We start from the raw sequence: 13,431 nt of genomic DNA, 5'->3' as shown, positions 1-13,431 counted from the left end.
GGAACTCTTTCCTCTTCCTTAGGCGCGATACTGCTTAATCAGGTCGATAAAGTGGTCAAACAGACCGGCACAATCGTGCGGGCCGGGGCTCGCCTCCGGGTGACCCTGGAAGCTGAAGGCCGGCTTGTCGGTGCGATGGATACCCTGCAAGGAGCCATCGAACAGCGACACATGGGTCGGCCGCAAGGTGGCCGGCAGCGTGGCTTCGTCGACCGCAAAGCCGTGGTTCTGCGAGGTGATCATCACGGTGTTGTCATCGAGGCTCTTGACCGGATGGTTGGCGCCGTGGTGGCCAAACTTCATCTTGATGGTCTTGGCGCCCGAGGCCAGACCCAGCAGCTGGTGGCCAAGGCAGATGCCGAACACCGGAATATCGGTATTGAGGAACGCCTCGATCGCCTCGATGGCGTAATCGCACGGCGCCGGATCGCCAGGGCCGTTGGAGAGGAAGATGCCATCGGGTTTGAGTGCCAGCACCTCGGCAGCCGGGGTCTTGGCCGGCACCACCGTCAGGCGGCAACCACGGTCAACCAGCATGCGCAGGATGTTACGCTTGACGCCAAAGTCGTAGGCCACCACGTGATATTTGAACTGCCCTTCACTCGGCGTGACATGGCCCTTACCCAGTTGCCAGCTCCCTTCATTCCAGGAGTAGGCTTCGCTGACGGTCACTTCCTTGGCCAGATCCATCCCCTTGAGCCCCGGGAAGGCACGCGCCTGCTTGAGCGCCTCGGCTTCATCGAGCTGCTTGCCGGCCAGGATGCAACCGTTCTGGGCGCCTTTTTCGCGCAGGATGCGGGTCAGCTTGCGGGTGTCGATGTCGCTGATGCCGACAATGCCCTGGGATTTCAGGTAATCGGAGAGAGATTGCTGATTGCGGAAGTTGGAGGCAAGGATCGGAAGGTCGCGGATGATAAGGCCCTGAGCGTGAATCTTGGGGGACTCTTCATCTTCTGGGTTGGTGCCGGTATTGCCGATATGGGGATAAGTGAGGGTAACGATCTGACGGGAATAGGAGGGGTCGGTGAGGATTTCCTGATAGCCCGTCATCGACGTATTGAAAACCACTTCACCAACGGAACATCCTTCAGCGCCTATCGATACGCCCTTGAAGACAGTTCCATCTTCCAGCACTAACAAGGCAGTGTGACTCAAGACAACCTCCAGTTTTTTAGCTTGATATTCAGCAATTTACCTGGGTGTTGCGGACCTCTGGCCGGGGCTTTAGGACCCAGCTGGGCCGGCAGATTTCGGGCAAATTGCGCGCATTCTACTGAAAACTTGTGGCATTTCAACCAGCAAAAGCTCAGCGAATGCATTAAAATTCTATAAAAAAGCAATTCCAGTCATTATCTATGCAATAGCGCGCCGCGCAACCCCCTGCGCGAAACTTTTTTGCGCCACACAGGGTCAGCAGCGGCATAAGGCGTCAATTTATGGTGAATGTGATTTTTTATCCTTATTTTTCATTTAGATAAAAACAACAACTCAATACAGACAAAGCCATCAGAAGCCCATCCACTGTCATTAAAATTTTCAAAAGGCAGGAAAACGTTTTACTTATTATGCATTTTTAATCTTTTTTGGCAGAGACTGTCGCAACCGCCAGCTTGTCCATCAAAAAATGGCAGTTATCAGCTTGCAGAGAACAAGCCCCTGAAAATGAGTGGTTTTACTCACATTTATTAACCTGCAGGTACAAAAAAGGCGGCCTGCGCCGCCCTTCCTGCGTGGAGTCTTACACCAGCCCCAACACGTCCTGCATGTTATAGAGCCCGGCTGGCTGGCTCTTGAGCCAACGCCCGGCACGCACGGCGCCGTTAGCAAAGGTCAGACGGCTCGACGCCTTGTGGGTAATCTCGACCCGCTCACCGATGTCGGCAAACATCACGGTGTGTTCGCCCACCAAATCACCGGCGCGGATGGTGGCAAAACCGATGGTGCCGCGATCGCGCTCACCGGTGATCCCCTCACGGCCATAGACGGCGCACTCTTTAAGATCGCGCCCCAAGGTCTTGGCAACCACTTCCCCCATGGAGAGCGCAGTACCGGACGGCGCATCAACCTTGTGACGGTGGTGTCCTTCGATAATTTCGATGTCGGTGTAATCGCCCATCACCTTGGCGGCTTGCTCTAGCAGCTTGAATACCAGATTGACGCCCACCGAATAGTTGGACGCAAAAACGATACCGATCTGACGCGCGGCATCACTGATGGCCTGTTTGCCGGCATCATCAAAACCGGTGGTGCCGATCACCATCATCTTGTGGTGGGCAACCGCGATGTTGAGGTTCTGCAGCGTCACTTCCGGGCGGGTAAAGTCGATGATCAAATCCACCGCATCGATGGCGGCCGCCAGACTGTCACCAATGGTGACGCCCAGTTTGCCCAGACCGGCCAATTCACCGGCATCCAGACCAATCACGGCCGAACCCGGACGCTCAAGCGCCGCGCCCAGCACGACCCCTTCTTGTGCCTGGATAGCTTCCAGCAGCACCTTGCCCATACGTCCCTGGCAGCCCATCACGGCCACGCGGATCGGAGTCTCCATCACCATCCTCTTTCTTTGTTGTGCAGTGCAAAGTTCCCTGTTTTACCAGTCAGGGCGCGCTTTGCAAAGCCTGTCGTGTCGCAGCGTCCGCATCATCATGTCGGCTTACTAAGAGCACGGCCTCGCTCAGGAGGCTGACTGACAGCCAGCAGGATTAATAACCCGTGTTACCGAAGCAGGATATTTCCCCAGTTTCTCAAGCGGTCGTCTTGGGCGTGTGACCAGCTCACCACCGCAGTTGGGGCAGTGGCCGTGGAGCGTATGCTCGGCGCACTCACGACAGAATGTGCATTCAAAGGAGCAGATCAACGCATCGGTGGCGTCAGCGGGAAGATCTTTGTTACAGCACTCGCAATTGGGTCTGAGCTCAAGCATGGGTGGGGTCCTGGTTGCTGAAGATGAGTCGGCCGGTTCCTTCTGGCCGAAAACCTGTTTTACCGTGATTGGCGCCGGGCCGCCAGCCATCGATTTGGCACATCGGAAAAGCACAGATCAATAAATGCGCGTTATCCTTCCCGCAAAGCGGTGATCACCTGCCCGGCAGGTTGTGCCAAGGTGCACCGACCAGTGGTATGCTCTGGCAGCAAGAAGGAGGCCCCATGTCAGAACGCCATACCCTGCGCCAGCAGATCCGAACCCGTCGCAAGGCGCTGAGCCATGACCAGCAGCAACAAGCGGCGCAGGCTCTGCTTGAGCGCATCAAGGCCCACCCGGACGTCAAACACGCCCGACGTATTGGCTTTTATCTTGCCAATGATGGCGAGATCAATCCGCTGCCGACCATTCATTGGCTATGGACCCAAAATAAGGACATCTATCTGCCGGTGGTGCATCCCTTTACAGCTGGCCACCTGCTGTTTTTGCACTACACCCCCACCTCCCCCATGGTGCGCAACAAATTCAATATCGAAGAGCCCGAACTCGATATGGATCGGGTGCTGCCGCACAGTGGCCTCGATCTGATGTTCACTCCCATGGTGGCTTTCGACCAGCTCGGCAATCGGTTGGGCATGGGCGGCGGCTATTACGATCGCACCTTGCAGGGGTGGCATGCGCATAAACTTGGCCCAAAGCCAATTGGGGTGGCCCATGACTGCCAGCAGGTCGAGCAGATCCCGTGCGAAGAGTGGGATGTGCCGCTGCCGGAGATCCTGACCCCGTCACGCCACTGGCGTTTTTAAGGCGAAACGTTTATTTGCCGTCGCAGGCAGGCCGTGGCTTGGCTATAATGCGCCCGCTTTTATTCTGAGGAGCAGACATGACGCAAGACGAGATGAAGAAGGCCGCCGGCTGGGCAGCCCTCGAGTACGTGATCCCCGGCACCATCGTCGGGGTGGGCACCGGCTCTACGGTCAACCACTTTATCGACGCACTGGGCACCATCAAGGATCAGCTCAAGGGTGCCGTGTCGAGCTCCATCGCCTCGACCGAACGCCTCAAGGCACTCGGCATCCAGGTATTTGATCTCAACGAGGTGGAGAGCTTCTCTGTCTATGTGGACGGTGCTGACGAGATCAACCCGAGCCGCGACATGATCAAAGGCGGCGGTGCTGCCCTGACCCGGGAAAAAATTGTGGCCGCCGTTGCCGACAAGTTTGTCTGCATCATCGATAACACCAAAACCGTCGACGTGCTCGGTGCCTTCCCGCTGCCAGTCGAAGTGATCCCCATGTCCCGTGAGTATGTGGCGCGTGAAATCCGCAAACTCGGTGGTAACCCGGTATGGCGTGAAAATGTCATCACCGATAACGGTAACCAAATCCTCGATGTGCATGGTCTTGCCATCACCGAGCCCAAGGTGCTGGAAGCCAAGCTCAACAGCATTGCTGGTGTGGTCACCAATGGTCTGTTTGCCGCCCGCGGCGCTGACGTAGTGATCATTGGCACCCCTGACGGGGCCGAGATCCGTTAACTCCTTGCTCGAACTTCATACTGACAAAGGCGCCTCATGGCGCCTTTTGTTTTGCTGATTTGACCTCTTTCCGCACACACCCCGGATTATCTAATTAGTTGAAAAGTTCAAAAAATTTGACTTTCGTCACACTTATTCCCTGAACCAAACGTTTTTGTTACTTTACGAGTTCTTCTCGCACCATAACAAAGCAAAGGGATCGTCATGACAGTCAAGTTTTCGTTGGACAAGGACAAAATCAAGGTGCTGCTGCTTGAGGGGGTTCATCCCAATACGGTGGAAACCTTCCGGGCTGCCGGGTACACCAGCGTGGAGTACCTCAAGGGCTCTCTCTCTGAAGAGGAGCTGATTGAGCGTATCAGCGACGTGCATTTTGTCGGAATCCGCTCCCGCACCCAGCTGACCGAGCGTGTGCTTGACGCAGCGAACAAGCTGGTCGCCATCGGTTGCTTCTGCATCGGCACCAACCAGGTGAACCTCAAGGCCGCTGAAGCGCGCGGGATTCCAGTCTTTAACGCCCCCTTCTCCAATACCCGCTCGGTGGCCGAACTGGTGCTGGGCGAAATCCTGCTGCTGATGCGTGGTGTCCCCGAGAAGAACGCCAAGTGCCATCGCGGCGTCTGGGAAAAACTGGCGAACCGTAGCGTGGAAGCCCGTGGCAAGAAGCTCGGTATCATCGGCTACGGCCACATCGGTACCCAGCTTGGCATCATTGCCGAGAGCATTGGCATGAAGGTTTACTACTACGACATCGAGAACAAGCTGTCGCTGGGTAACGCCATCCAGGTGCCGACCATGGCCGAGCTGCTCAATATGTCCGATGTGATCAGCCTGCACGTGCCCGAAACCGCCTCGACCAAGGACATGATTGGTGCCGAGCAGCTGCGCATGATGAAACCGGGCGCCATCTTCATCAACGCCGCCCGTGGCACCGTGGTGGATATTGATGCGTTGGTCGATGTGCTCAAAAGTGGCCACCTCTCCGGCGCCGCCATCGACGTCTTCCCGGTAGAGCCCAAGTCTAACGACGAAGAGTTCCTGACTCCGCTGCGTGAATTTGACAACGTCATCCTGACCCCGCACATCGGTGGCTCCACCCAGGAAGCGCAGGAGAACATTGGTCTGGAAGTGGCCAACAAGCTCATCAAGTACTCCGACAATGGCTCGACCCTGTCGGCGGTTAACTTCCCCGAGGTCTCCTTGCCGGGACATCGTGGTGCCAGCCGTCTGCTGCACATCCACCGCAACCAACCGGGTGTGATGAACAAGATCAACCAGGCGTTTGCCGAAGAGGGCATCAACATCGCCGGCCAATACCTGCAAACCAGCGCCGATATCGGTTACGTGGTGATCGACATCGACAGCGAATACAGCGAAGTGGCCTTAAGCAAGCTCAAGTCCATCGACGGCACTATCCGCGCCCGTATTCTGCACTGATTCCGGTTGTGATAAAGAAACGGCCCCGCATGCGGGGCCGTTTCTTTTGGAAACCATCAATCATCAAGTGGCGTGAAGCGTGCCACCAGCTTGCCCTCATGCTTAACCCATTCGAGAAACATGCGGCGTGGTCTGGCATAGCAGCAACCATCGTCAAGACTGCGATAGATCACCAACTCTTCATCGCGCTCGGTGTGCTTAGCTTCGGTGAGGACCTCGTACAGGCCTCCCTTAAAATGGCGCCAGCGCCCTGGCCGGATCGGTTTGTCTGCCATCGTCATACTCCTTGGCGGTCACTCTCAAGCCCCGCGAACCGGGGTCCACTTTGCCACCCGGCGCCGGCGGAAACCACTTTTTTTTGTGAGCATATCCTGCCAGTGAAGCCGGCCTATTCTGGTATTCATCGCTTAAGGGGTCGCAAGGCACCATAAGATTGTTCCGAAGGTCATTTTCGGCACAAACGATCATGCTAGAAAAAGGAATCCGGAAGCTCTGTTTGCATGGTCAAAACCAGCCATTTCATCTGAAATAATGATTGTTATGGCATGCAATACTGTGAACAATAAGGACAGACAGATTTGATTCTAAATTGCCCATTTGTCACACATGCCCTAGCGGCAAGGATTCATCCTGACCATGTTTACCATCGACAAGTCGCACAAGCTCGACGATGTCTGTTATGACATCCGCGGCCCGGTGCATAAGGAAGCCCGTCGCCTTGAGGACGAGGGTCATCGCATTCTCAAGCTCAACATCGGCAACCCGGCGCCATTCGGATTTGACGCCCCGGAAGAGATCATCAAGGACGTCATCCTCAATATTCCCCAGAGCCAAGGCTACTGCGATTCCAAGGGGCTGTTTTCCGCGCGCAAGGCGGTGATGCAGTACTACCAACAGAAAGGAATGCGACTGGTCGATATCGACGATATCTACATCGGCAACGGCGCCAGCGAGTTGATCGTGATGGCGATGCAGGCGCTGCTCAACAACGGCGACGAGATGCTGGTGCCCTCACCGGACTATCCGCTCTGGACAGCTGCCGTGACCCTCTCCGGCGGTCATGCGGTGCACTATCGCTGCGACGAAGGGGCCGATTGGTATCCGGATCTTGACGATATTCGCGCCCGAATCACGCCACGCACTCGCGGTATTGTACTGATCAACCCCAATAACCCGACCGGCGCAGTCTACGGCAGCGAATTCCTGCTCGAGGTCATTGAGATTGCCCGCCAGCACAACCTGATGATTTTCGCCGACGAGATCTACGACAAGATCCTCTACGACGATATCGCTCACACCAGCATCTGCACCCTGTGCGATGACGTGATTGTGGTGACCTTCAACGGTCTCTCCAAAGCCTATCGCGCCTGTGGTTTCCGCCAAGGCTGGATGGTGGTGACCGGCCCTAAGGGCCGTGCCCGCGGTTATATCGAAGGGCTCGAAATGCTCGCCTCGATGCGACTGTGTGCCAACGTCCCGATGCAGCACGCCATCCAGACGGCGCTGGGTGGCTATCAGAGTATCAATGAGCTGATCCTGCCGGGCGGCCGCCTGCGTCGCCAACGTGACAAGGCGTGGGAGTTGCTCAACCAGATCCCTGGCGTCTCCTGCGTCAAGCCTAAAGGGGCGCTCTACATGTTCCCGCGCCTTGATCCCAAGGTGTATGACATCAAGGACGACCAGAAGATGGTGTTCGACCTGCTGCAGCAGGAGCGACTGCTGCTGGTGCAGGGGACCGGCTTTAACTGGCCGGCACCGGATCACTTCCGCCTGGTGTTTCTGCCCCGTGAAGAGGAGCTCGAAGATGCCATCGGGCGCCTGGCCCGCTTCCTAAAGGGCTACCACCAGTAAGCGATTTGGGGCCACCTTCGGGTGGCCCTACTGTTTTCTAAAGCGCTTTCCTTACTCGCCACTTTCCATTGATTACAGATAAAAAAACCGGCCGCACTGCGACCGGTTTTGTGTATTGCTGTCTGGCTATCAGCCCAGACGCACGCGAGCGTTGCGGAACATCCGCATCCAGGCGCCATCCTCGCCCCAGTTATCCGGGTGCCAGGAGTTGGCGACAGTACGGAACACCCGCTCCGGGTGCGGCATCATAATGGTGGCACGGCCATCGGTGGTGGTGACGGCGGTGATACCAAGCGGCGAGCCGTTCGGGTTGGCCGGATAACGCTCGGTGGCGCCACCACGGTTGTCCACAAAGCGCAGACCGACCAGACCGGAGGCATCCAGCGCCGCCAAGTGAGCGGCATCGCGCACTTCCACACGACCTTCGCCGTGGGAGACCGCAATCGGCATCACCGAGCCCGCCATACCGGCAAAGAAGGCCGACGGCGAGTGCTGCACTTCCACCAGGCTGAAACGCGCTTCAAACCGCTCGGAGCGGTTGCGGACAAACCGCGGCCACAGGTCGGCACCCGGGATGAGATCGCGCAGGTTGGACATCATCTGGCAGCCATTGCACACGCCCAGCGACAGGGTGTCACCGCGCTCGAAGAAGCGCTGGAACTGCTCGCGGGCCGCTGCGTTGAACAGGATGGACTTGGCCCAGCCTTCACCGGCGCCAAGCACATCACCGTAGGAGAAGCCGCCACAGGCCACCAGCGCCTGGAAGCCATCGAGGGTAATACGGCCGGAGAGGATGTCGCTCATGTGCACGTCAATGGCGGTAAAACCGGCACGGTCGAACGCGGCAGCCATCTCGACGTGGGAGTTCACCCCCTGCTCACGCAGCACTGCCAGACGCGGCGACACGCCCTTGGCGATGTAAGGCGCCGCTACATCATCAGACGGGTTGTAGACCAGACGTGCTTGCAGACCCGGATCGGCGGCATCCTGACGCGCTTCGTGCTCTTGATCGGCGCAGGCCGGGTTGTCACGCATGCGCTGCATCTGCCAGCTGGTTTCACCCCACAGGGTGCGCAGACGGGTGCGGCTTTCACGCCAAAGCTCGCTACCGGCGCGGCGCAGCACGATGTCATCGCCCTCGGTCACGCTACCAATCACATGTGCGCAGGCAGCCAGCCCATGACCGGCCAGCAGGGTCATCACGGCCTCCTTGTCTTCACGGCGAACCTGGATAACCGCGCCCAGCTCTTCGTTGAACAGAGCCGGCAGCACATCGCCACCAACACGGTCGAGTTCGATGTTCAGGCCGCAATGACCGGCAAATGCCATCTCCAGCAGGGTAACCAGCAAACCACCGTCGGAGCGGTCGTGGTAAGCAAGCAGACGGCCATCGGAGACCAGCGCCTGAATGGCATTGAAGAAGCCGCGCAGCAGCACCGGGTTATCAAGATCCGGCGCCTGCTCACCCAGCTGGCGATAGACCTGTGCCAGTGCCGAGCCGCCAAGGCGCTGCTTGCCCAGACCCAGATCGATGAAGATGAGATCGCTGTGGCCCAGATCGCAACGCAGCTGCGGCGTCACGGTCTTGCGCACGTCTTCGACGCGGGCAAAGGCAGTGATAATCAGCGACAGCGGCGCAGTATTGCTGCGCTCTTGACCATCTTGCTGCCAGCGGGTCTTCATGGACATGGAGTCCTTGCCGACCGGAATGGTCAGACCCAGTGCCGGGCAGAGCTCTTCACCCACGGCCTTGACCGCTTCGTAGAGACCCGCATCTTCACCCGGGTGACCGGCTGCGGCCATCCAGTTAGCGGAGAGCTTGACGCGCTTGAGGTTGCCGATATTGGCCGCCGCGATGTTGGTCAGCGACTCGGCCACCGCCATCCGGGCAGAGGCGGCATGGGAGAGCAGCGCCAGCGGGGTGCGCTCACCCATCGACATGGCTTCACCGTGGTAGCTGTCATAGGTAGCAGCAGTCACGGCGCAGTCAGCGACCGGGATCTGCCACGGGCCGACCATCTGGTCGCGGTTGACCAGACCGGTCACGCTGCGATCACCGATGGTAATCAGGAAGCTCTTCTCGGCCACGGTCGGCAGGCGCAGAACCCGCTCGGCCGCATCGGTCAGTGTGATGCCATCGAGATTAAGGACGCTGCCGTCAGCCTGCAGGCTCTTGACGTCACGCTGCATCTTGGGCGGCTTGCCGAGCAAGACATCCAGCGGCAAGTCAATCGGCTGGTTGGCAAAATGCTCGTCATCAAGGCGCAGATGCTGCTCGTCGGTCGCGGTACCAATCACGGCAAACGGTGCGCGCTCACGCTCACACATCGCCTTGAACAGCGGCAGCTTGTCTTGCGCCACGGCCAGCACGTAACGCTCCTGGGATTCGTTACACCAGATCTCCAGTGGGCTCATGCCCGGCTCGTCATTGGGGATGGCACGCAGGGAGAAGTGACCACCGCGGCCGCCGTCGCTTACCAGCTCCGGCATGGCGTTGGAAAGGCCACCCGCGCCGACGTCGTGGATAAACAGGATCGGGTTCTCGTCACCACGTTGCCAGCAGCGGTCGATCACTTCCTGGCAGCGCCGCTCCATCTCCGGGTTATCACGTTGCACCGAAGCAAAATCGAGATCTTCTGCCGACTGGCCGGAGGTCATGCTCGATGCAGCGCCACCGCCCAAGCCGATGTTCATGGCCGGACCCCCCAGTACGATCAGGGCTGAGCCAGCCGGGAACTCGCCCTTTTGTACGTGGTCGGTGCGGATGTTGCCAATGCCGCCAGCTAGCATGATGGGCTTGTGATAACCGCGCACTTCGCGGCCATTGTGGCTCTCGACCTCTTCTTCAAAGGTACGGAAGTAACCAAGAATGGCGGGACGACCAAACTCGTTGTTAAACGCAGCGCCGCCAAGCGGGCCGTCTTGCATGATGTCAAACGCGCTAACGATGCGGCCGGGCTTGCCAAAATCCTGCTCCCACGGCTGTTCAAAGCCCGGAATACGCAGGTTGGAAACGCTAAAGCCCACCAGGCCCGCTTTGGGCTTGGCGCCACGGCCGGTTGCCCCTTCGTCGCGAATTTCACCGCCCGAGCCAGTGGCTGCGCCCGGGAACGGGGAGATGGCGGTCGGGTGGTTGTGGGTTTCGACCTTCATCAGGATATCAACCTGCTCCTGATGGTACTCATATTCACCGCTTTGCGGATTGGGGAAGAAGCGGCCCCCCTGGCTGCCCTCCATGACCGCCGCGTTATCCTTATAAGCAGAGAGGACGTAATCCGGGGTCTGCTCGAAGGTGTTCTTGATCATCTTGAACAGCGACTTGGGCTGCTGCTCACCGTCGATGATCCAGTCGGCGTTGAAAATCTTGTGACGGCAGTGCTCGGAGTTTGCTTGGGCAAACATATAGAGCTCGATGTCGTTGGGGTTGCGACCCAACCGGGTGAAGCTCGCCACCAGGTAATCAATCTCATCATCAGCCAGTGCCAGACCGAGCGCCACGTTGGCCTTTGCCAGCGCCTCACGACCGCCGGCCAGCACATCAACCTGAGTAAAGGCGCGTGGCTCGTGATGCACAAACAGAGCGGCTGCGGCCTCAGGCGACGCGAACACCGACTCCATCATGCGATCGTGCAACGCCGCCGCAACCAGCGCCCGGGCGTTCGCATCCAACTCACCTTCCAGGTAATAGGCAATACCGCGCTCAAGCCGCGCTACTTTGGCAAGGCCGCAGTTGTGCGCGATGTCGGTGGCCTTGGATGACCAGGGGGAGATGGTGCCGGGGCGGGGTGTAACGAGGAAGAGGTGACCTTGGGGAGCATGTTCAGGGATGGTGGGACCGTAGCGCAGCAGCTGGTCCAAGGTCGCTCGCTCATCCGGTGAAAGAGGCTCGTTGAGCTCGGCAAAGTGCATGAATTCGGCATAGATGCTCGTTATCTGTACACCACGTTCCGTCAGGCTCTGCCGCAGCTTTTGAACACGAAATTCAGACAGAGCGGGAGCACCGCGCAAGATTTCCATAGGGCCTTTCTCACCTTGTATCAACAGTGGGGGGATTGAAGACGCGCGTATTATAGGGAGGGGGCGAACGTCGGACAAACGTTTTTCAATCTCCCGTCAATGTGACAGGGTGCACACTCTCTGGTATAAAGGTGCTTCTTTTTTGACTAGCGACGATTTTTTAGACAATAGAGAGGTCTGATTGAGACGACTAGCCAATTGGTTCACCCTGTCGGTATCCCTGCTTCTGGCAGGCTGCAATATGAGTCAGCCAACCAGTCAGTTAGAGCAGATCCGCGCCCGGGGAGAGTTGAGGGTGGGGACCATGTATGGCCCTACCTCCTACTACCAGCGCGATGACAGTAATCTGGGGTATGACTACGAGCTGGCGAAAGAGTACGCCGACTGGCTCGGGGTCAAGCTGGTGATGCTACCCCAAGCATCCCTCCAGGCACTTGAGCAAGGAGTGGAGAGCGGCAAACTCGATCTGGCAGCAGGTGCTATTGCCATCACCCCCGAGCGGCGCAAGCGGATGCGCTTTGGTCCCGGCTATTACCAGGTATCACCGAAACTGGTCTATCGCCAGGGGACACCAAAACCCAAGGATTTCGGCGATCTCAAGGGGAGTCTGGTGATTGCAGCCGGCTCTGCCAGTGAAGAGGCGCTGCGTGCGCTCAAAGAGCAGTATACCGACCTGAACTGGACCATCAGCAAAGAGGCTGATAACGAGGAGCTGCTGCGGCAGGTGGCGGAAGGCAAGGTGGATTACACCATTGTCCACGACACCATCCTGGCCCGTAGTCAGCGTTACTACCCTGAACTGGCCGAAGCGTTAACCCTAGAAAACCATTACCAGATAGGTTGGGCCATGGCCAAGCTGCCGGATGACAGCTTGTATGCCAGTGTCATCGACTTTTTTGGTCAGCGCTTTTTGGATGGATCCATCGCCCAGCTCGACGAGAAGTACTTCGGCCACGTGCAGAACTTCGACTTTGTCGATACCCGTACCTTTATGCAACGGGCCAAGACACTGCTGCCGCGCTACCAGCGCCTGTTCCAGCACCACTCCGGCAAGCTGGACTGGCGCCTGCTCGCCGCGCTCAGCTATCAGGAGTCGCACTGGGATCCGGGTGCCAAGTCCTATACCGGTGTTCGTGGCATGATGATGCTGACCGAAAACACGGCCAAGGCGATGGGCGTGCGGGATCGAACCCACCCTGAGGAGAGCATCGAGGGCGGTGCCCGCTATCTGCTGCAACTGCTTGAGCAGGTGCCAGATTCGGTCCCGCAGGATGAGAAGTTCTGGTTCGCCCTGACCGCCTACAACATCGGTTATGGCCACATGATGGACGCGCGTAGGCTGGCCAAACTGCAAGGCAAGAATCCGGACAGCTGGAGCGATGTCAAAGAGGTGTTGCCCCTGTTGCAGGAGTCACGCTGGCACAGTAAGGTTCGCTACGGCTATGCCCGGGGCAGTGAGGCGCGCAACTATGTGAACAACGTGCGCCAGTACTATCAAAGCCTGGTCTGGCTCGATAACGAGCAACAAAAGGCCCGTCAGCGCGAAAATCAACTGGATCAACCGGATGATATCGCAGTGGATACCACGGCGGATCCGGTGACCAATGCCGTGGTGGCTGCCGTTTCTGGCTAAGCCGTCACTGTTATCAATTGCGGTCATTTG

At 58.1% G+C, this 13,431-nt stretch carries 10 protein-coding genes; 5 read left to right on the top strand and 5 right to left on the bottom strand.

Features of this window, described 5'->3' with window-relative positions:
• Window positions 1-18: 18 nt before the first annotated feature.
• The 3 genes from carA to BW958_RS01200 form a co-directional block, all read right to left on the bottom strand.
• The gene (carA, locus tag BW958_RS01210) at window positions 19-1,155 is read right to left on the bottom strand and encodes a glutamine-hydrolyzing carbamoyl-phosphate synthase small subunit (protein WP_076573539.1); all 1,137 of its coding nucleotides are present in this window, start codon (window positions 1,153-1,155) and stop codon (window positions 19-21) included.
• A 583-nt stretch (window positions 1,156-1,738) separates the two neighbouring features.
• Window positions 1,739-2,551, bottom strand: a complete 813-nt coding sequence (gene dapB, locus BW958_RS01205) for a 4-hydroxy-tetrahydrodipicolinate reductase (RefSeq protein WP_076573537.1) — start codon at window positions 2,549-2,551, stop codon at window positions 1,739-1,741.
• A gap of 126 nt (window positions 2,552-2,677) precedes the next feature.
• Window positions 2,678-2,926, bottom strand: a complete 249-nt coding sequence (locus BW958_RS01200) for a DUF1272 domain-containing protein (protein WP_076573535.1) — start codon at window positions 2,924-2,926, stop codon at window positions 2,678-2,680.
• 224 nt (window positions 2,927-3,150) lie between these two features.
• Between BW958_RS01200 and BW958_RS01195 the strand changes: the two genes are divergently transcribed.
• The 3 genes from BW958_RS01195 to serA all read left to right on the top strand — a co-directional run bounded on the left by BW958_RS01195 (window position 3,151) and on the right by serA (window position 5,900).
• A complete protein-coding gene (locus BW958_RS01195) occupies window positions 3,151-3,732 on the top strand; it encodes a 5-formyltetrahydrofolate cyclo-ligase (RefSeq protein WP_076573533.1) in 582 nt (193 codons plus the stop codon).
• Between the two features lie 77 nt (window positions 3,733-3,809).
• The gene (gene rpiA, locus BW958_RS01190; RefSeq protein ID WP_076573532.1) at window positions 3,810-4,463 is read left to right on the top strand and encodes a ribose-5-phosphate isomerase RpiA; all 654 of its coding nucleotides are present in this window, start codon (window positions 3,810-3,812) and stop codon (window positions 4,461-4,463) included.
• A gap of 204 nt (window positions 4,464-4,667) precedes the next feature.
• Entirely contained in the window at window positions 4,668-5,900 is a 1,233-nt protein-coding gene (gene serA / locus BW958_RS01185) for a phosphoglycerate dehydrogenase (protein ID WP_076573530.1), read from the top strand.
• Between the two features lie 56 nt (window positions 5,901-5,956).
• Here serA and BW958_RS01180 read toward each other — a convergent pair whose 3' ends face one another.
• Window positions 5,957-6,175, bottom strand: a complete 219-nt coding sequence (locus tag BW958_RS01180) for a DUF1653 domain-containing protein (protein ID WP_076573528.1) — start codon at window positions 6,173-6,175, stop codon at window positions 5,957-5,959.
• Between the two features lie 361 nt (window positions 6,176-6,536).
• Here BW958_RS01180 and BW958_RS01175 point away from each other — a divergent pair, with 361 nt between their 5' ends.
• Window positions 6,537-7,751 carry a pyridoxal phosphate-dependent aminotransferase gene (locus BW958_RS01175; protein ID WP_076573526.1) on the top strand — a complete coding sequence of 405 codons (1,215 nt, stop codon included), beginning with the start codon at window positions 6,537-6,539 and terminating at the stop codon, window positions 7,749-7,751.
• Between the two features lie 129 nt (window positions 7,752-7,880).
• Here the strand turns inward: BW958_RS01175 and purL are convergent, their stop codons facing one another.
• Window positions 7,881-11,768, bottom strand: coding sequence for a phosphoribosylformylglycinamidine synthase (purL, locus tag BW958_RS01170; RefSeq protein ID WP_076573524.1), 3,888 nt, complete (start codon window positions 11,766-11,768; stop codon window positions 7,881-7,883).
• Window positions 11,769-12,009: 241 nt separating this feature from the next.
• Between purL and mltF the strand changes: the two genes are divergently transcribed.
• Complete coding sequence (mltF, locus tag BW958_RS01165; protein ID WP_372628722.1) at window positions 12,010-13,401, top strand: membrane-bound lytic murein transglycosylase MltF; 1,392 nt, start codon at window positions 12,010-12,012, stop codon at window positions 13,399-13,401.
• Window positions 13,402-13,431 lie beyond the last annotated feature (30 nt).

It is taken from the genome of Aeromonas sp. RU39B (genome assembly GCF_900156095.1).
In the GTDB taxonomy this organism is placed as follows: domain Bacteria; phylum Pseudomonadota; class Gammaproteobacteria; order Enterobacterales; family Aeromonadaceae; genus Aeromonas.
Note: the sequence above shows the minus strand (reverse complement) of the source record. Positions and strands in the feature narration are given on the sequence as shown.